Annotated in this window: 18 protein-coding genes and 1 riboswitch; of the genes, 6 read left to right on the forward strand and 12 right to left on the reverse strand. The window is 38.4% G+C overall.

What is annotated here, in order from left to right; all coding sequences use genetic code 11:
• The first annotated feature begins 220 nt into the window (after positions 1-220).
• Entirely contained in the window at positions 221-403 is a 183-nt protein-coding gene (locus ACWATA_RS20185) for a YolD-like family protein (RefSeq protein ID WP_013081858.1), read from the forward strand.
• A gap of 79 nt (positions 404-482) precedes the next feature.
• Here the strand turns inward: ACWATA_RS20185 and bioA are convergent, their stop codons facing one another.
• The 5 genes from bioA to ACWATA_RS20210 form a co-directional block, all read right to left on the reverse strand.
• Entirely contained in the window at positions 483-1,856 is a 1,374-nt protein-coding gene (gene bioA, locus ACWATA_RS20190; RefSeq protein ID WP_028412105.1) for an adenosylmethionine--8-amino-7-oxononanoate transaminase, read from the reverse strand.
• Positions 1,837-2,559 carry a dethiobiotin synthase gene (bioD, locus tag ACWATA_RS20195; RefSeq protein WP_047751605.1) on the reverse strand — a complete coding sequence of 241 codons (723 nt, stop codon included), beginning with the start codon at positions 2,557-2,559 and terminating at the stop codon, positions 1,837-1,839. The genes bioA and bioD overlap by 20 nt, the downstream gene beginning before the upstream one ends.
• Before the next feature lie 31 nt (positions 2,560-2,590).
• Positions 2,591-3,154, reverse strand: coding sequence for a biotin transporter BioY (locus tag ACWATA_RS20200; protein WP_033578115.1), 564 nt, complete (start codon positions 3,152-3,154; stop codon positions 2,591-2,593).
• 137 nt (positions 3,155-3,291) lie between these two features.
• Positions 3,292-4,728 (reverse strand): amino acid permease, encoded by a 1,437-nt coding sequence (locus ACWATA_RS20205; protein WP_013055535.1) that lies wholly within the window; start codon positions 4,726-4,728, stop codon positions 3,292-3,294.
• Positions 4,729-5,041: 313 nt separating this feature from the next.
• On the reverse strand, positions 5,042-6,235 hold the full coding sequence (locus ACWATA_RS20210) for a NupC/NupG family nucleoside CNT transporter (RefSeq protein WP_028412102.1): 1,194 nt from the start codon (positions 6,233-6,235) through the stop codon (positions 5,042-5,044).
• A 138-nt stretch (positions 6,236-6,373) separates the two neighbouring features.
• A riboswitch (purine riboswitch) is annotated at positions 6,374-6,475 on the reverse strand.
• 389 nt (positions 6,476-6,864) lie between these two features.
• Between ACWATA_RS20210 and liaG the strand changes: the two genes are divergently transcribed.
• A complete protein-coding gene (liaG, locus tag ACWATA_RS20215; RefSeq protein ID WP_154973527.1) occupies positions 6,865-7,734 on the forward strand; it encodes a LiaG family protein in 870 nt (289 codons plus the stop codon).
• A 279-nt stretch (positions 7,735-8,013) separates the two neighbouring features.
• On the opposite strand, the gene ACWATA_RS20220 is transcribed toward liaG, so the two are convergent.
• Positions 8,014-8,208 (reverse strand): hypothetical protein, encoded by a 195-nt coding sequence (locus tag ACWATA_RS20220; protein ID WP_013055532.1) that lies wholly within the window; start codon positions 8,206-8,208, stop codon positions 8,014-8,016.
• A gap of 283 nt (positions 8,209-8,491) precedes the next feature.
• Positions 8,492-9,340, reverse strand: coding sequence for a dihydropteroate synthase (gene folP / locus ACWATA_RS20225; protein WP_080754380.1), 849 nt, complete (start codon positions 9,338-9,340; stop codon positions 8,492-8,494).
• A gap of 354 nt (positions 9,341-9,694) precedes the next feature.
• On the opposite strand from folP, the gene ACWATA_RS20230 reads away from it, so the two are divergent.
• Positions 9,695-10,681 carry a S8 family peptidase gene (locus tag ACWATA_RS20230; protein ID WP_080754379.1) on the forward strand — a complete coding sequence of 329 codons (987 nt, stop codon included), beginning with the start codon at positions 9,695-9,697 and terminating at the stop codon, positions 10,679-10,681.
• A gap of 69 nt (positions 10,682-10,750) precedes the next feature.
• Here ACWATA_RS20230 and ACWATA_RS20235 read toward each other — a convergent pair whose 3' ends face one another.
• From ACWATA_RS20235 to yknW, 4 genes are read right to left on the reverse strand one after another with little or no spacing between them, the layout of a single operon-like run.
• On the reverse strand, positions 10,751-11,947 hold the full coding sequence (locus ACWATA_RS20235; protein WP_311265054.1) for an ABC transporter permease: 1,197 nt from the start codon (positions 11,945-11,947) through the stop codon (positions 10,751-10,753).
• Positions 11,944-12,633: an ABC transporter ATP-binding protein gene (locus ACWATA_RS20240; protein ID WP_028412098.1), complete on the reverse strand. Its 690-nt coding sequence runs from the start codon at positions 12,631-12,633 to the stop codon at positions 11,944-11,946. The genes ACWATA_RS20235 and ACWATA_RS20240 overlap by 4 nt, the downstream gene beginning before the upstream one ends.
• Positions 12,630-13,760, reverse strand: coding sequence for an efflux RND transporter periplasmic adaptor subunit (locus ACWATA_RS20245; protein WP_165635493.1), 1,131 nt, complete (start codon positions 13,758-13,760; stop codon positions 12,630-12,632). Before ACWATA_RS20245 ends, ACWATA_RS20240 begins: the two co-directional genes overlap by 4 nt.
• A complete protein-coding gene (gene yknW, locus ACWATA_RS20250; RefSeq protein WP_028412096.1) occupies positions 13,761-14,447 on the reverse strand; it encodes a YknW family membrane protein in 687 nt (228 codons plus the stop codon).
• A gap of 341 nt (positions 14,448-14,788) precedes the next feature.
• On the opposite strand from yknW, the gene ACWATA_RS20255 reads away from it, so the two are divergent.
• The 3 genes from ACWATA_RS20255 (at position 14,789) to ACWATA_RS20265 (ending at position 17,684) form a co-directional block, all read left to right on the forward strand.
• Entirely contained in the window at positions 14,789-16,096 is a 1,308-nt protein-coding gene (locus tag ACWATA_RS20255; protein WP_165635492.1) for a homocysteine synthase, read from the forward strand.
• Positions 16,097-16,194: 98 nt separating this feature from the next.
• On the forward strand, positions 16,195-16,932 hold the full coding sequence (locus ACWATA_RS20260; RefSeq protein WP_048020062.1) for an ABC transporter ATP-binding protein: 738 nt from the start codon (positions 16,195-16,197) through the stop codon (positions 16,930-16,932).
• Positions 16,929-17,684 (forward strand): ABC transporter permease, encoded by a 756-nt coding sequence (locus ACWATA_RS20265; RefSeq protein ID WP_033578108.1) that lies wholly within the window; start codon positions 16,929-16,931, stop codon positions 17,682-17,684. The genes ACWATA_RS20260 and ACWATA_RS20265 overlap by 4 nt, the downstream gene beginning before the upstream one ends.
• Before the next feature lie 31 nt (positions 17,685-17,715).
• Here the strand turns inward: ACWATA_RS20265 and ACWATA_RS20270 are convergent, their stop codons facing one another.
• The gene (locus tag ACWATA_RS20270) at positions 17,716-18,723 is read right to left on the reverse strand and encodes an aromatic ring-hydroxylating dioxygenase subunit alpha (protein ID WP_033578107.1); all 1,008 of its coding nucleotides are present in this window, start codon (positions 18,721-18,723) and stop codon (positions 17,716-17,718) included.
• Positions 18,724-18,800: the final 77 nt, after the last annotated feature.

Here is an 18,800-nt window from a genome sequence, read left to right on the forward strand (position 1 = left end):
ATTTGAAATAGGTATTTGTAAAGGAAAAGTCAGTTCATTACAATAAATCAAACCTTATTCTTTATCTTTCATCTGTTTTTCACCATCATTCTCTACTATTAGTAGCAGGAGAGCATTTATAAAAAATAGAGTAATTTTTATAAATAATACAAGCCTCCAATGCTTCTTCATTATTTTGTAGTTTTTCGTCAACTGCGATATAAGAAGGGAGAAAACAGGTATGATTTTAAAAGCATTAAAAACGAATAAATTACTAACTATTAACTATCAAAACAACGGTTTTGTTCAAACGGTCAAAGGTTATATTCAAAACTTAAACTTGCTCGAACAAACTCTTCTATTAAAAGATGAAAATCAGCATGTGCGATCACTGCGACTATCAAGTATTAAAAACATTTATTGATTGAAAAAAGATCCGAACGATAAATCGTTCGGATCTTTTTTCAATTAAATAAAATATTTTTGTCTTAGTCTCTTTTTATTTAACTCACTGTATAGCGTGCGATTACTTCTTTAATTGATTCATATACAATTTCAACCATTGTTTTTAATTCTTCGTCCGTCATTGAAAGAATAGGCATCATCGTAATTACAGGACCTAGCTCTCTGATAATTAAACCTTTTTGGCGAGCCGCTAAAATAATATCTCCCATCACTTTTTTATCTTCAAAAATAGACTTTGTTTGGCGGTCTTTGACAACCTCGATTCCTGCCATTAATCCTCTTTGTCTAATGTCTCCCACGTTAGGCAGTTCATAAAGCTTTAATAGATAACGTTTAAAAACTTTCGACCTTTCTTTTACACTACGGATTAACTCTCTTTCTTCTATCAGTTCAATATTTCTAAGCGCTACTGTACAGGCCAATTGATTTCCCGTATACGTATGTCCATGAAAGAACGTTTTATTTTCATCTGGATGAGCTAAAAAAGCATTAAATATCTGTTCGCTTGTTAACGTAGCAGCAAGCGGCATATATCCTCCTGTGATCCCTTTTCCTACACACATAATGTCTGGTACTACGTCTTCTTGTTCACATGCAAACATCGTTCCTGTTCGCCCGAATCCGACAGCTACTTCATCACAAATGAGCAATACCCCGTACGCTTTGCACAGACGCTCTACTTGTTTTAAAAAACCGGGAGGATGAGTAATAATACCCGCTGCTCCTTGCACAAGCGGTTCAATAATCAAGCCGGCTACTTCTTCTCCGTTGTTCTGCAAGAGCTTCTCCAGCTGGTGAATACAGTAAGCTGAAGCTTGCTCTTCGGTTTCGAACCCGTCCATACGGTAGATGTAAGGAGAAGGTGTGGGAATGCGTTCAAACAGTAAAGGCTTAAAGATGCGATGAAATAAATCCATGCCTCCTACACTGACTGCCCCGATTGTATCTCCGTGATATGCCTCATTCAATGAGATAAATTTACTTTTGTTTTTGTACTTTGCAGAGTCGAGATTTTGCCAATATTGATAGGCAATTTTCAACGCAATTTCAACAGCGGCAGAGCCTGTATCAGAATAGAATACTTTCGATAAGCTGCCAGGAGTAATTTCCGCTAGCTTTTTAGCTAACAAAATGGATGGAACGTTTGCCGATCCAAGCAGTGTAGAATGCGCTAATTTCTCCACTTGTATATGTAAAGCTGTATTTAATTCCGGATCATTATGTCCATGCACGTTCACCCATAGAGAAGCGTATCCATCTAAATATTTGTTTCCCGCTACGTCATACAAATAGCTTCCCTCTCCTCTTTCAATGATAAGGGGATTCGATTCACGGTAAGCTTTCATTTGTGTAAAGGGATGCCATACATATTCTTTATCCCATTTTTCCAGCTCAGCTTTTTGATACGACACAGTCAAACACCTCCTCAATATGTTGAATCACACTTTTTTGCCTCACCAATTTCTCAATATATGCTTCTAACTCTTCATCGATATGAGTAAATACAGGTACAGTCATTAAAGAAGAGACTTGAAGCAGCTTTTCAATCGTTCGAACATTGTCTTTATGAATGATACTGCTGTGATTAAAACGATTAAAAATGAGTCCGTTGATTTTAAGATGATGCTCACTTGCATATGAAAAGGTAGAAAGCGCATCGTGAATAGCTCCTAATTCCGTTGTTCCAACAGCAATAACCGGCATTTGTGCATCTAGGATCAAATCTTTTGTCATATAAAACGTTGTTTCCTCTTCAATTAAAGGTACGGCAAGTCCTCCCGCTCCTTCCACGAGTACTACGTCAAATGCCTTTTTTAATTCATTAATGCGCTTTAAGACGATTGAAGGCTCTACTTGCCTATTGCTCAGTTTAATAGCCAAGTGAGGAGACGTCTCTGGCTTTAACTGATAAATACCTGTATTTGCTACTCCGAGCCTTGTTTCAAACCAGTGAATATCTGGATAACCTCCGATTTCATCTTGGTAGCCGGTTTGAAACGGTTTGCAAATTGTCGTTTTTATTCCTAGACGGCTAAGTACTTTATACAAAATGCTTGTCACCAGCGTTTTACCAATATCTGTTCCAGTTCCCGTAATAAAATACGCTTTGCCCACTTTCTTTCCTCCTCTTTTTTCTATGTCTTCATTACCCCGCTTTAGCCCGCTTTGATGATAAACGGCTAAATTGAGGCTTCATTCGGTGAATCAGCACTGAACATAAAATGCACAATAAAAGATCTCCAGGCATTGGCAAAACAGCTCCAAAAAGAAGTGTATCACTCAGTGAAAGTGGCTTTTCAATTATCCATTTCATTGCTCCGTAAAGCCAAACGCACCCGAATACGTACACAATAACCAATGTAGATAAGTTGGCTAAAAAGATAGAAAAAGGTTTCTTTAAGTCATATTTTTGAATAAGGTAGCCGTTCATAAATGACCCTGCAGCATAGCCAATTAAATAGCCAAACGTTGGTTTGAAGATATACCCTAAACCTCCTCCTTCTGCAAAAACCGGAACACCGATTAACCCGATACCTATGTAGCATAGCTGACTATACAAACCTAAACGCGGTCCTAACAGCGCCCCGGCTAAATAGACAGGAACAATTTGAAGAGTAAACGGTATGTAGGGAATAGGAATTTTTATAAATGCACCAATCGCCGTTAAAGCAGCAAATAAAGAAACATACGCCATTGTTCTCGTTTTCATGTTCACCCTCCTTTCTCTGTTCGCTGCTTTAAGTTTGCAATAATCTCTTTTTATTTGTCAACTTAATTTTAATTTAAGTTTACAAATAAGATATAAAAAAAGACGCAAAAACCTGGGCTTTTGCGTCTTTTTGATTTTTATAAAATTACCTTTTTATCGTCTTTAAGCTGCACTTCTTGACGGCTGATAGATAAATCAACTTTCTTTTTTACACGTGCATGATAATAAGCATAAAACAGCAGCGCTAGTGGAATACCGACATACAGTGCCATTCGCTGCTCTGCATCAAATGCCATGCTTCCAAGTACAATCGTATTTAATACTAATGCGATTAAAGGCAATACCGGGTAAAGAGGGACTTTGAATTTTAAATCCTCGATTTGCCCTCCTTGATTTATATATCTTTTTCTAAATGCAAGCAGTGATGCAGCGATTGTAATCCAGCCAATTTGTGCACCTAAACCCGCTGCAGAAATAAGCCATACAAATACTGTTTCTTGAGCAAAGAATCCTGAAAGCAAAGATAAAAGTGCAATGCCTAATGTTAAAAGCAAGGCGTTCATCGGCACACCGCGTTTATTTACTTTCATGAAAGCTGAACTTGCCATGTTATCTTTTGACAATGAATACAGCATACGCGTTGCTGCATAAAGACCTGAGTTAGCTACAGATAACAGTGCCGTTAGGATAACAAAGTTCATAATGTCCGCTGCGTATGGGATACCAATTTGGTCAAATACAACAACAAATGGACTTTCAACTACGCCTGCTTTTTCAAGCGGAATCATCCCCGCTAAGACAGCTACAGCTAGTACAAAAAATACAAGCGTTCTCCATACCGTTTGTTTAATGGCTCTTGGTACAGTCTTGTCTGGGTTTTCACTTTCCCCAGCAGCTACACCGATAAGCTCCGTACCTTGAAATGAGAAGTTAACTGTAATCATCGTAATCAGCACGGCACTAATTCCGTGAGGGAACACGCCGTGAGCCGTATAGTTAGAGAAAAGCGGCGCGCTGTCTCCATTGCTTAATGGAAGAAAACCAAACATAGCAGCTCCACCAAGTACGATAAATAAAATAATAGCTAACACTTTAATGCTGGCGAACCAAAACTCCGCTTCACCAAACGCTTTAGCTGACAGTGCATTTAATGAAAATAATAAAAGCGCAAATATAGCACACCAGATCCATACAGGAGAATCAGGAAACCATCTTTGCATAAGCTGACCTGCTGACAAAAATTCTAATGCAACCGTTACAGCCCAGCCCAACCAATATAACCATCCAAAAGCAAAACCAACGCCAGGGCCAATAAATTTTGTTGTATATGTCTGAAACGAACCAGAAACTGGCATTGCTACTGCAAGTTCCCCTAAGCAAAGCATTGTTAAGTACATAATGAAGCCACCTACGATAAACGAAAGGATAGCTCCAATCGCCCCTGCTTGGCTAATCGTGTATCCTGTTCCTAAAAAGAAACCTGTACCGATAACCCCGCCGAGCGAAATCATAAACAAATGTCTGCTTTTCATCGTCTTTTTTAATTCATTTGTTTGCTGTTGTCCTTCTATCATATTAACGACATTTCCTTTCAACCTATTTATTACGAGATATTACCTAGAAAAAATTAATAAACCTTTGTTTTCTATGCATATTTACTTACATATTTATGCGGTGTTCTCAATTTAAATGAAACAACCTTTTGTAATCTTAACATAATGCTCACTAGATTTAAAATGTTTTTCTGCAAAAGTAAAATGAATTTTTCTTGAATAGTGTGATTTCCTTTTACTGTTGATATTCATAAGCGTTTTTCTTCAAATGAATAGATGATATAACAAGAAAAAAGCTGTGCTTTCGAAGACGAAAGCACAGCTTTTTCACTTTTTACCAAACAAACAATCCAACAATCATAGCACTTAATAAAGAAACAGCGATACCGCTCACAAGCAGTTTCCATACGTTTTTTCCAATAATCGTTGATTTACCTTCTGATAACGTAGAATTATACGTACCATAAATCATACCCACCGTACTGAAGTTAGCAAAAGATGTTAAGAATGTTGTAGCAACTGCAATCGTATGCGGTGGAAGTGTATCTAGATTTTTCTTCAAATCCATCATCGCCACGAATTCATTTGTTGCTAGCTTGATACCCATCAGCTGAGCTACGTACATGGCATCATGTCCCGTTAGCCCTAGTAAGAATGCAAATGGACTAAAGATGTAAGAGAAAATCTTTTGTACAGTCAAGCCGTCTACAATAACGCCTAAAATACCGTTAAGCGCAGATGTAAGAGCTACATATCCAATAACCATCGCTAAAATAACAATTACCATGTTCATTCCGACTAACATACTGTTTGAAATGGTAGAGAAAAAGTCTTTTTTCTCTGACTTTGGCGGTACGTAAATCATATCTTCTTCTTTTGTAACATGAACTGGATTCAATAAGCTCACTAAAATAAGCGCGTTTAAACAGTTCAGTGGAATTGCTGTAAACACGTACGTAGCGGGAACCATCGTTAAATAAGCACCGATAATAGATCCGCTAATACTGCTCATACTCATAATTCCAAACGTAAGCAAACGGTTGTCCTTTAACACAGAAAGCTGATTACGAATAACTGCTAATGCTTCCGTATTTCCTAAGAACATCATTTGGATAGCGAAAAAGCTTTCTAATTTAGGCAAGCGAGAAACTTTCGAAATGACCCAGCCTACTTTATCAATAATCCACGTTAAAATACCAAAGTAAGATAAAATATCAAAGAACGTCACGACAAAGATGATAGGCAGTAATGCACTGAAGAAAAAGTCAACCGTTTGATTTCCCATTACGGATGGAAACGCAAAGGCAATTCCATCGTTGGCACAGGAAATCAGCCAAGTAAAGAACGAAGCAATCTTATTAATGATCCATGTTCCGATTGAAGTTCCTAACATAAACCAAGTAATGAGGACTTCAACGACTAATAGTGAAGCAATCGGACGCCACTTTATTTCTTTCTTTTTAGGAGAACATAAGAAGACGACGCCCATTACTACAAAAACGCCTAATAAATTTAATAAAAAGTACATGCAAGCCACTCCCAGGTGTGTATTTGAAAAACAAAAAAAGCTCTTACTTTTCATAAATTCTGACAATAACAGAAAGTATGAAAAGTAAGAGCTTTGAAAGAAGGCTGTATCTATGATAATACGCCCTTCTTTTTGCTGCTTATATCCAAACTTTCTTGTAGTCTAGTTTTTTACGGTTACTAGGTAGAGACTATCAGACCATATTACTGATAATATACAAGATCGTAATCTTAGCTGTATTCAATTGATATGAACAAATTCTACCCTTTATTTTTTTAATAATCAACACTTTAAAAGTTTTTCGGAATAATAAAATTGGTATGAAAATTCTATTTATTTATCACTTCTTTTGAACTACTCATCGGAAAATCACACAAAAAAAGTGAATTTAATCATCCTTTTAACTCAATTATTTTCCTGTTTTTGAAATAAAGAAATTAATTCTTTGATGAGTATATTTAAATCTCTACTTCGCTTTTCATTTAACTCCTCACAAAAAACATTTCATTTTTACGACTTGAGACGTAGAAAAAAATAATCCTGCTGTTCGTTGAAATTAACCGATTTTCATTTTACACTTTATGGTAGAAGAAAACAAATTTAATTATAGATAGAAAGCGGGTTATAACGTGAAAAAAATATTGGCTTTTATTTTAGTGATAGGTGGTACGGCAGTCCTCTTTTCTACTGCGTTTGCGCCTTCCTCCTGGTCGTTAAGTTCATTCAAGACGTCCAAGTCTGAAGCGGCATTATCAAGTGATATTCAGCGTATTCAAATCGACTCTCCAAGCATTAGTACAACGGTCGTTCCGCAAGATCGTCAAGATATTAAAACAAAAGTAGAAGGTAAAGGAAAAGTAGATGTAAAGCAAAATGGAGACACCCTAGTTGTCGCGTATCAAAAAAGTCCCTTTCAATGGCTTTCTATTTTTCCAAACACAAAAGTAACAATCTACATTCCTAAAGATTATCACCATAACCTTGCGCTTAACGTAGGTTCGGGGGACCTTCAAATTGCTACACATCCTGAACAAGCGCTTCAGCTGAAAGATGTTTCGATTAAAGTAGGTTCTGGAAATGCAAGCATTTCAAACTTGATGAGCACCTCTCTTCGTACGGATGTTAATTCTGGAGATTTACAGCTGAGTAATGTCGAGACCCAAACGGCTAAATTTGCTGTCGGCTCTGGGGAAATTAAAGGAACAAACTATCAAGGAAAACTTCAGGCGCGCATTGGATCTGGTGATCTCTATATGGATTTTAAAAAGCTAGAAGAGGCCGTTTCTGTAGATGTAGGATCCGGAGATGCCGTGCTGGTTCTTCCGAAAAGCGCTGGTTTTAAAATGAATGGAAAAGTAAGCAGCGGTGACATTAACAACAATTTTAAGTTAAACAATGCAACGATAACAGAGAATGTATTAAAAGGAAAATACGGAAATGGAAAATACCCTATCGATATAGCTGTTTCAAGCGGAGAATTAACCTTGGAATCAAAATAAAGAGGCTAGGACAAAAGTATTTTAACTCAATTGCAAAACGAACCATTAATCAACATATTTGATTAATGGTTCGTTTTTTGTTGTGGTGAACATCGTTTTACCTGTTTCGTTTTTTCTAGTAGTTGATTGGAGGGCAAGCGACGAGGAGGCTCAGCGTCCGCCCGCGGAAAGCGAAGCCTTGCCCGGAAATCAACTGCGGTGTAATAAGCAGTCCAACTCATGTATCTCATTTGTTCGTCTTTAGATTCGGTTCATTTAGTTATGTCTCAACCTCTTTATTTATGGTCTCACTGCAATATACCATGCTACTCCTACGATTGATCCTATGAATACAACTCCGTAAATAATAGATAAATTCACTATACTTTTCTTTTTAGATTTCCCGTAATCTTCATCTACTTTCTTTGCAGCACTGATCGTACCTGCAAGGGCAGCAACGCCGATAATAATGACAAGAAGCAATGCTAATTTCATTCTTCTCTCCTCCATATTTCGGTGATTGAATAAGACTAAATACCAAGATGTTATTGATTTCATTTTAAGCAGCACAATTTAATCAGAATATGAAAGCGCTATACCTTCTCTTTCTATCATAAAGCTAAATTATGTAAAATCAACCATCCAATCGTTCATTATTTTCCTCCGCCACTTTACATACATAAAAAATTCCCGAGCTTCACTGCTCAGGAATCTTTATCTAATAGACATGACATTTTAAGGTTTTAAAATGACTTTAATGCAGTTATCTTGATGATTATTAAAACTGAAAGACATGTTTTCCTACCAGTACATCTGCCATCTTTACAAAGCGCTTGATTTCTAATACGTCATGAACACGAACTATTTGAACGCCTTGTGCAATCCCAGCATATACAGTAGCTGCGGTTCCTTCCATTCTTTCCGTAGGAGGAGCATCCACTATTTGTCCAATAAATCCTTTACGAGAAGTAGCAAGCAGCACCGGATAACCCATATTCGTCAGCTGATCTAAATGCTGAATTGCTTCTACATTATGGGCAGCCGTTTTTCCAAAGCCAACGCCTGGATCTAAAATAATTTGATCGTCGCGAACTCCGGCAGCTTTTGCAATGGAGATGCTTTCTTTTAAATCACTTATCATATCTGTAATCAGATTTGTATAGTTGGGCTCATGACGGTTGTGCATTAAAATAATGGGCACATTATAATCAGCTGCAACTTGAGCCATTTTAGGATCGGCTTTTGCACCCCATATATCATTAATAATATGTGCTCCTGCTTCTAGCGCATGTTTGGCCACTTCCGATTTGTATGTATCTACGGAAATCGGCACCTCTACGCGCTTAGCCACTTCAGAAATAACGGGCACAATCCGTTTAATCTCTTCTTCATCGCTAATTCTTGTATAACCAGGACGAGTTGATTCTCCTCCGATATCAATGATATCTGCTCCTTGCTTTACCATTTCCTCAGCATGAGCAACTGCTTTATCTACATCGTAGTATTTTCCGCCGTCTGAAAATGAATCCGGGTTTACGTTTAAAATCCCCATAATAAGCGTACGATCCGCATAATTCAGCTCATACTTTCCGCATTTAATGACGGATTGAGACGTTAAAGTTGACACTATCCTCAGCCCCTTCGTAATTTGCAAATTAATATATATTTATAAATATCATGTATTTTGAGAATGTCATACCGTTCGTAATTATATCAAAAGTCACCAGTCCTATGTGATTTTTCTTGGAGTTTCTTTCTTCTATAGTGTGAGATAAACATTAAAAGTGAATACACAGATAACATTAAAAATCTCTATCGGGCTTGTCTTCAGGGTCTTTTTTCCTCTTCTCACATCTTTTGTGAGTCTTTTTATTCAAAAAGAAAGGATTCGCATTAAAAGCGTTTAATTTATAGCAATAGTTGGGAATTTATAATTAAGTAACTTCCATTTTTTATGGAATTCATTTTAAGGAGGATGACTATGACTCAACAACCGTTACAAGTCAAATTAATTCCTTATACAATTGAGTCGATTATCGACTCAACAAACGAAACGCCTAAAGGAGTAAGCTTAATTCAAGCACCTGCTATTTGGGAACAAAGCAATCAAGGAGAAGGCATTGTAATTGCAGTTATCGACACTGGTGTTGACACAAATCATCCTGACTTAAAAGATTGTATTATCGGAGGAAGAAACTTCACTTCGGATTATGACGGAGATTCTTCTGTATTTGAAGATAATAATGGGCACGGCACTCACGTGTCTGGTACCATTGCTGCTGCGCTCAATAATGAAGGGGTAGTAGGGGTGGCACCCAAAGCAAAAATCCTAAGCTTAAAAGTACTTACCGGTGAAGGATCGGGAAATTACGAATGGATTATTGACGCTATTAACTACGCCGTCGAATGGCGAGGTCCTAACAATGAGCGAGCACGAGTTATTTCCATGTCACTCGGGGGACCACAAGACGTTCCAGAACTGCACGAAGCTGTTCAAAATGCTGTGAATAAAGATGTTTCTGTCGTTGTTGCGGCTGGAAATGAAGGTGATGATCGCGAAGAAACTTTTGAATATTCATATCCAGGAAGTTACAACGAAGTCATTCAAGTAGGAGCAGTGGACAACAGCTTAAGCTTGGCTCCTTTTACCAACGTCAATGAAGAAGTGGATTTAGTGGCACCGGGAGTTAACATCATCTCTACTTTTTTAGAAGGTAAATATGCGACTCTTTCAGGAACTTCAATGGCAACTCCTCACGTGGCAGGAGCTTTAGCTTTATTAATTAACTTATGTGAGAAGGAATTTGGCCGCTCTCTAATCGAAGCCGAAATCTATGCTCAACTTGTAAGAAGGACGCTTCCTCTTGGATATCGAAAAAGCTCTGAAGGAAACGGATTTCTCATGCTCGATTTGGTAGAGAAAATACATGATATTATTAACGTAGCCCGTATCAACCCTAGTAAGTAATAAATAAGAAAAACGAGAAATCTTCTTGGTTCTCGTTAAATTGAAATAAAGACATGCGAACGCATGTCTTTATTCATATCTTAATGCTTCGATTGGATCTAGCTTCGCCGCTTTGTTTGCAGGAAGCATGCCGAATACAATGCCAATCGTCATGGAAAACAACACTCCTCCAAGTACTACTTGCCACGAAATTAATGACGGCCAGCCGGCAAATAGCGAAACAAGAGCTGCCCCGCCTGCGCCAAGGCCGATGCCAAGCAAACCACCAATAAGCGTGAGCGTAATAGATTCAATTAAAAACTGAGTTAAAATTTGTCTTTTAGAGGCTCCTAATGCTTTACGAATACCAATTTCTCTTGTACGTTCCGTTACAGAAACCAGCATAATGTTCATAACGCCAATCCCGCCAACAAGCAGGGAAATGCCTGCAATCGATCCAATAATCGTTGTCATAATTCGCGTTACATTTCCAATGCTATCTGCTATTTCTTCTAAGTTCTGCACTTGGTAAGCATCTTCAGCATCATGCAAATTATTTAACAAATCCGTTGCGTCATTGCCTACTTTTTTCAGTTGATCAGAACTTTGTGCTTGAACGCTAAGGTTTGTGTAGTCGAGCTTACCGAAGCTTGATTTGTACGTATTATCTGGAATGTAAATAGTCGGTATTTCATATGCTAAAAAGCCTTTTGGTTTTTTTGTCACACCAATAATTTTGATAGGCTGTCCTTGAACCCATACTACTTGTCCAAGAGCTTCTTTTTTATCAAACAGCTCTTTTTTCATATCGCTCGTAATAACACCTACTCGATTACCTGACAAAAAATCAGCGCTGTCCAACATTCTTCCTTTTGAAACTTCAAGCTGATTAACCTCAATATACCCTTCATTAATTGCGTTAACAGTTGTATCGGATTCTTTGTCTCTATATCTTATTCCCATTCCCATTGAACTAGAAGCCACCACATTCTTCGCTCCAGGAATAGTCGAAAGAGCTTTAATATCATCCTCTGTAAAGATCGGCTCCCCCGTCATGGAAAGGTCATCAGCTTGCATCTCGTCTTCAGGAGGCTCGTAGTAGACATCAACTGTATTGCTTGCTCCTGTTATTTCTGACTTAATCATCTGTTCTCCGCCTTGGCCGATAGCAACAACGATAATAACCGCCCCTACGCCAATGATAATACCAAGCATTGTCAAAATAGAGCGCATTTTATGAGCAAGAACCGAGGAAAAAGCCATACGAATATTTTCTATTAAACTCATAAGCTATCGTTCTCCTTGTCGCTATGACTTAATACCTTACCGTCACGAACGATAACTGTACGCGATGTGTACTCTGCCACTTCAGGTTCATGAGTAATAACTACAACTGTTGTCCCATCTGCATTTAGCTTAGAAAATTGCTCCATAATATCAGCACTCGTTTTTGTATCTAAGGCTCCTGTGGGTTCATCGGCTAAAATAAGCGTCGGATTGTTAACAATAGAGCGAGCAATAGCAACACGCTGCTTTTGCCCTCCTGATAACTCGCTCGGCAAGTGTTTCATTCGCTCACTCAGCCCTACTTTTGCAAGCGCAGCTTCTGCTCTGGCTCGTCTTTCCTTACGCGATACGCCGGCATATACCATTGGAAGCTCTACGTTTTCGACAGCTGATAAACGCGGCAGCAGCTGAAACTGCTGAAAAACAAAGCCGATATGGATATTCCTTACTTTTGCCAGCTGCTCATCGCTGTAAGTAGAGATTTCTTGTTCATTTAATAAATAGGAGCCTGAAGAAGCGCGGTCTAAGCATCCGATAATGTTCATGAGCGTTGATTTTCCGGAGCCTGAAGGACCCATAATCGCAACAAACTCACCGTCATAAATCTTCAAATTAATATCTTTTAAAATCGGTACTTCCTCTTTGCCAAGATGATAGCTTTTATGAATATTTACAAGCTCAATCATTGAACAGTCACTTCCGCACCGTCAGTTAAGTCCTTTGAAGGATTTGTAATAACTTTGTCTTTAGAAGATACGCCGCTTTTAATTTCAATAAATTTATTTGTTGTTTCTCCAATCTTTACTTCCTTACGAACCGCCTTTTTATCTTTCACGACGTATACAAATTTTTCTCCGTCTTCATTTACAACTGCTTTTATCGGCAGTGATGAAGCTTTTTTACTGCTTGTTTCAATCTCGAGCAGCAGCTTAAATCCCGGCTTAATCATCGTGATATCTTGGTCATCTACTTTTACTTCAACTGGATATTGATTAGCCGCATCATTGCCGGCTTCTGCTGATGCCTGCTGCTGAGGTAGATAGTCAATTTGTTTTACGCTACCTGCCCATTCTTTATCAGGCAAAACATCTGATGTAATTTTGACAGCTTGACCGGTTTTAATTTTTAACGCATCGTACTCAGACAGCACGCCAGTAGCTAAGTATTCATCGATATTACCAATATGTATAAGCGGTTTTTGAACGTCACTTGTGTTATTAACCGCTTCTTTATCTACTTCTAGCACCGTCCCATTAATATCACTCGCTACGTCTAAATTACGTTCTTTTTTAGCAATTGATTTGGCTTCTAGTTTGTTTCGTTCTAAGTCAATTTTAGCCGTTTCTAAGTCGAGGTTGAGCTGCGTCCGCTCTGTTTCAATTTGATCTTTCGCTTCTTGCTTACTCATTTCTTTTTCTAATTCTTTTTGTTTTTTATTTAAATTTGAGATTTGTTTGCTTACTGAATCAATTTGCAGCTGACTCGATTTTTTTTCTAGCTTGTTTTGTTCTTGCTCTAAATCAAGCGTATCGCTTTCGTACGTTACGAGAGAAGTTCCCTGCTGTACGCGCGATCCTTCCGTTACATGAAATCGTTCAACCTCGCCTTTTTCAGCGTCAAAGTAAACGTATTGCTCATCAGCAAGCTTTAACGTACCCGGAACCATCACTGTATTTCTTAACTTTTTTTCTTTTACAGTTGTTACTTGAACATCAACTGCTTTACCACCTACACTTTGTGCACGATATACATTAATCCCAATAACCGCAACAATAACAACTGTTACGGCTGTAATAATTATTCCTTTTTTCATTTACAACCCTGCTCCTTTAAGCGCTTCTGAAGCAGCTCCTCCAACTCCTGAAATAGCAGCTCCTAAGATAAATAAAACAATTACGGTAATAATTGAAGCAGCTTTTGATAAATTCGCTACTTTTTGCAGCCCGACTGCTGTCAAAATAAGTCCCCATATAGAGAAAATTTCGATTGAAGTAAATACACCTCCAATAGCACCTTTAGCACCAACTAGCCCATTTAACGACGTCACATTCGCTGAAGTATGCGCTAATGCAGCGACTCCCGTATTAATTAACTGACCAATTGCTGTGATGAACGTAACAAACAAATTCATGCTAAACATTTGGCGATATGTTGTTTTTCCAGTCCCTAACTTTGCAATTAAAAACAAAATTAAACTCGTGAATGCCAGTGTAGCAACTATTGCAATCACTCCTCCAACCGTTCCGCCAATCATACTGAATATAGGATTCACTTCAATCCCAGCTTCTTTTTGCTGCTGTAATGTCTCTTGCGCTTGAGGGGTATAAACAGCTAGAAGCGTTGTTGCAAGTGTTAAAACAATAACAAGTAAAAGAGGTCCCCAGATGACCGGAGTGCTTTTCATTTTCTCAAACTGTACAACCGGACTCGTAATAAAACCAAAAATAGAAGGCTTTCCTTTCTCTTGAACTTCCGAAGATACATTGACTTCTGTGCTCATAATCAAACTCCTTTTATTTTGTTTCGTTAGTAGCTCTTAAGACCCACCTTTTACTATTTTTAAAGTCTTCTAGCAAAATTGGCTCTCTAAGAAACTCTCAAACACCTAATATTCTAACATAATTATACAAATTAATTTACATTTTTCTTACATTTAATATTTTTTATGGTATTTTTAATAATTAAAGAGATGTCTTAATGCTAAATTACATTATTAATCTTTTTTATATTTTCTAAATATTCTAATTATCATTTGACATCATTCAATAGAATTCGTATATTATGATTAAAGTTTATTATTCCTATGTTTTTTATAAGTTTTATATCCAAGGAGGAGTTTCAATGTCTGCTAAGAAACCATTTCGTCCTGAAACACAAGCGATCCATTCTGGTCAACAGCTTGACCCAGCTACTTTTTCGCGTGCCGTACCTATTTATCAAACAAGCTCATTTGGATTTAAAGATACGGAGCATGCTGCGTCTTTATTTAATTTAAGTGAACAAGGCTATATCTACACTCGAATTGTAAACCCTACTACGGACGTTTTTGAACAGCGAATTGCTGAGTTAGAAGGCGGAGTTGGTGCTCTAGGAGTAGCTTCAGGTCAGTCAGCTACTACCTTTTCCATTTTGAATATCGCTTCCGCAGGAGATGAAATTGTATCAGCAAGCAGTTTATATGGGGGAACGTATAACCTCTTTTCGTCTACGCTTCCTAAACTGGGCATTACCGTCAAATTTGTAAACGCCGATAATCCAGAAAATTTTAGAAGTGCAATCACTTCCAAAACAAAGGCAATTTATGCTGAATCCGTTGGAAATCCACAGGGAAATGTGCTAGACATCGAGGCAGTTGCAGACATTGCCCACGAACATGGAATTCCTCTTATTATTGATAATACTGTTCCAAGCCCTTACCTTCTTCGCCCCATCGATTTTGGAGCAGATATTGTCGTTCATTCTGCTACTAAGTTTCTTGGAGGGCATGGAACAGCAATTGGCGGTGTTATCGTAGACAGTGGAAAATTTAATTGGGAAGCGAGCGGAAAATTTCCAGACTTAACAACTCCAGATCCAAGTTATCATGGCCTCGTATACACAGAAGCTGCCGGTGAAGCTGCTTATATTACAAAAGCGCGCGTTCAGCTTTTACGAGATATTGGAGCTGCTTTATCACCTTTTAATTCCTTTTTACTTCTTCAAGGAGTAGAAACACTCCATCTGCGATTAGAGCGTCACAGCGAAAACGCATTAAAGGTAGCGAAATTTTTAGAGCAGCATGAATTAGTAGAATGGGTAAATTATGCGGGGCTTCCTTCCCACCCTTCCTATTCTTTTGCACAAAAATATTTGCCTAAAGGACAAGGAGCCATTTTAACCTTTGGTGTCAGGGGAGGAAAAAACGCTGCGGCTAAGTTAATTGATTCGGTTCAGTTATTTTCTCATTTAGCCAATATTGGCGACTCTAAATCACTCATTATTCACCCGGCAAGCACCACTCATCAACAGCTATCTGAAGACGAACAAAAAGCTTCGGGTGTGACGCCAGAACTCATTCGTCTGTCGGTTGGAACAGAAGCAATCGACGACCTTCTTGAAGATTTAGATTATGCCTTAAAAGCCAGCCAAAAAGTGAATACAACTGTTTAAAAGCTGTGGTTTTTCACAGCTTTTTTTTATATCGCCCAATAACTTTTTATACTTTCGCTTATGCTACAATAAACAAAACGAATGAAAAAGGAGTTACTATGAACACGTTCAATTCAATACCTGCCATTACATTTACAGACGTTCATAAAACATTTAAAGATAAAGAACATAGTGTTTTAAAAGGCATATCGGGTACAGTGATGCAAGGCTCGCTCGTCATGATGGTAGGACCATCAGGATCCGGAAAAAGCACCCTTCTTTCCATGTGCAATTTACTTTCTGCACCTGATGAAGGAAGTATTGAAGTATATGGAAAAGACATTAGCAAATGGAATATTTCTGATTTGCGAAAAAAAGTGGGCATCGCTTTTCAATCAGCTCCTGTTATTGATGGAACAGTGCGAGATAATATGATGCTTGTTCAAAAGCTGCACGGCAAACAGGATATTATGCCTGAAGAACTCTGTGCCTTAACCGGTCTTTCCCCTGACTTGTTAGGGCAGGATGCAAGAGATTTATCCGGTGGTCAAAGACAAAGGTTATCATTAGCGCGCACGCTGTCGAACGGATCTGACCTTTTGCTTTTAGACGAAATCACTTCCGCTTTGGATGCCACTTCTGCTCATGAAATTGAACAGCTGATTTCTCATTTACATAAAGAACAGAATAAAACGATTATTTGGGTTACCCATAATTTAGAACAAGCCAAACGTTTAGGAGAGGAAGTCTGGCTTTTAATGAACGGAGTGATTGTAGAAAAAGCGAAGACGGAGACCTTTTTTCATGCTCCTGTAAAAGCTGAAACAAAACAATTTATTGAAGGAGCCTTTCTATGAGTTCACTTTCACTGATTTTTACCATCGTTTTTGTTTTTATTGCTCTTTTTTTATCAAAATCTTTTCGTATAGGACTCGAGAAAGATATAATCATTGCCAGTATTCGAGCAGCCGTTCAGCTGTTAGTGATCGGATATGTTTTATCTTTTATTTTTGACGCGAATCACCCAGCTTTTATGATTCTCATTTTATTCGTGATGCTGACGGTCGCTTCCCAAAATGTTGTAAAGAAAAAAAAGCAGGGATTTAAAGCTTTCTTTCGTGTATTTGTCACTCTTTTTATTGTAGAAATCCTGACCCAAAGCGTTATGCTGGGCCTACATATTATCCCTGCTACTCCGCGATATGTCATTCCTGTCAGCGGTATGATTATTGGAAATTCGATGATTTTGGCCAATTTATTTTTAAATCGGTTAGACGCTGAAGTAAATAGAAGGCGAGACGAAATTCAATTGATTCTGGCGCTTGGCGGAACTCCTAAACAAGCTATTCATAGTATTTTAAATGCCGCAATCAAAGCTAGCATGATTCCTACTGTAGAAAGCCAAAAAACAATTGGACTCGTTCAGCTTCCCGGCATGATGACAGGCCAGATTATTGGAGGGGCAGATCCGATACAAGCAGTCAAATTCCAGCTGCTCATCGTTTTTACTATCCTAGCCTCTGCTACGCTTTCCTGCGTCATCTTAAGCCGCTTAACATATCCTACCCTTTTTAATAGCTATCATCAGCTTATCCGTGAACATACATAAAAAAGAAGAAAGGAGACTCCTTTCTTCTTTTTTATTGAGCAGCTTTTTTTAATCTTGTTCCTACGTCACTTCCAAAGGTCACTCCTAAATCACCGAGCCATCTTCTATAGGCAATACTCAGTCGGTCCGGATTCAAATGAAGCTCTGCTTGTAAGTCAAGCGGCAGCTCTTCGGGTTTTTGACTTTCTACAATGCTCGTATCTTGTTCAATAATAAGCTGCTGAAAATCACGGAAATATTGATCAGGTGCATCAAACGAATAGTTTCTAGAAACCAATGCAAACACAGTCGACTTTCTTTCCTCTTCAGGTAAAACCGCAAACAGCATCGAAAAGATTTCACCCGTTTCATAGTTCACTTTTTTCAACCTTGCAACGGCAGGACGAAGAATTTCAAAAGTATAATAAATAGTCGCAAAGTTACCCGTACCATCTGCATCTGCGTACACAGCGATTTCGTCAGAAATGTATCGGTTATCTTTCCAATGTACCTTATAATCAGGAATTTCGGCGTAATCCGAGTGTCCAAGGCTTCCTTCGTGAACAAAAGCCAAATGGCTTACATCTAGAAAGTTTTCTACGACACGAGGAGCTGCTGCCTGCAGAGTATGAGGGTTGGCGCAAACCGTTTTAAATCCGGAGTTAAGGTATTCGTCATACTGAGGAAGAGGAATATCACTTGCCTCGCTGTTCATCTTCACCCATATAATCCCATGCTTTTCAACGCAATCATATACCTGTGCTTTTGCTTTTGAAGGAATCGCTCTTCCCGGCGGCTGTTGAGGAATTTTCACACAAGCCCCGGCACCATCGTATTTCCATCCGTGATAAGGGCACACAATGCAATCATCTACTACTTTCCCAAGAGATAACGCTGCACCGCGATGGATGCACAAATCTTTAAATGCTTTAATGGCATTAGTTGTGCGAAACAGCGCAACTCGCTCTTCTAAAATCGTTACTTGCAAGGGCTGATCTGTTAAATCATGTGAATAAGCTGCAGGCAGCCATTCCTTAGCCAATACTAAATCTTTAATCATCTGCATCGCCTCCGTACGATAAGTGAATTTATTTCTTGTTTATAAAAAAAACCGCAGAAATAGAAGGAGTTCTTCTA

Source organism: Priestia sp. USM5, from assembly GCF_058323215.1.

Coding starts and splice junctions, on each gene's coding strand:
- ACWATA_RS20185 (WP_013081858.1), top strand. CDS start 221: ATGATTTTAAAAGCATTAAAAACGAATAAATTACTAACTATTAACTAT.
- ACWATA_RS20200 (WP_033578115.1), bottom strand. CDS start 3,154: ATGAAAACGAGAACAATGGCGTATGTTTCTTTATTTGCTGCTTTAACG.
- ACWATA_RS20205 (WP_013055535.1), bottom strand. CDS start 4,728: ATGATAGAAGGACAACAGCAAACAAATGAATTAAAAAAGACGATGAAA.
- ACWATA_RS20210 (WP_028412102.1), bottom strand. CDS start 6,235: ATGTACTTTTTATTAAATTTATTAGGCGTTTTTGTAGTAATGGGCGTC.
- ACWATA_RS20220 (WP_013055532.1), bottom strand. CDS start 8,208: ATGAAATTAGCATTGCTTCTTGTCATTATTATCGGCGTTGCTGCCCTT.
- ACWATA_RS20230 (WP_080754379.1), top strand. CDS start 9,695: ATGACTCAACAACCGTTACAAGTCAAATTAATTCCTTATACAATTGAG.
- ACWATA_RS20235 (WP_311265054.1), bottom strand. CDS start 11,947: ATGAGTTTAATAGAAAATATTCGTATGGCTTTTTCCTCGGTTCTTGCT.
- ACWATA_RS20240 (WP_028412098.1), bottom strand. CDS start 12,633: ATGATTGAGCTTGTAAATATTCATAAAAGCTATCATCTTGGCAAAGAG.
- ACWATA_RS20245 (WP_165635493.1), bottom strand. CDS start 13,760: ATGAAAAAAGGAATAATTATTACAGCCGTAACAGTTGTTATTGTTGCG.
- yknW (WP_028412096.1), bottom strand. CDS start 14,447: ATGAGCACAGAAGTCAATGTATCTTCGGAAGTTCAAGAGAAAGGAAAG.
- ACWATA_RS20255 (WP_165635492.1), top strand. CDS start 14,789: ATGTCTGCTAAGAAACCATTTCGTCCTGAAACACAAGCGATCCATTCT.
- ACWATA_RS20260 (WP_048020062.1), top strand. CDS start 16,195: ATGAACACGTTCAATTCAATACCTGCCATTACATTTACAGACGTTCAT.
- ACWATA_RS20265 (WP_033578108.1), top strand. CDS start 16,929: ATGAGTTCACTTTCACTGATTTTTACCATCGTTTTTGTTTTTATTGCT.
- ACWATA_RS20270 (WP_033578107.1), bottom strand. CDS start 18,723: ATGATTAAAGATTTAGTATTGGCTAAGGAATGGCTGCCTGCAGCTTAT.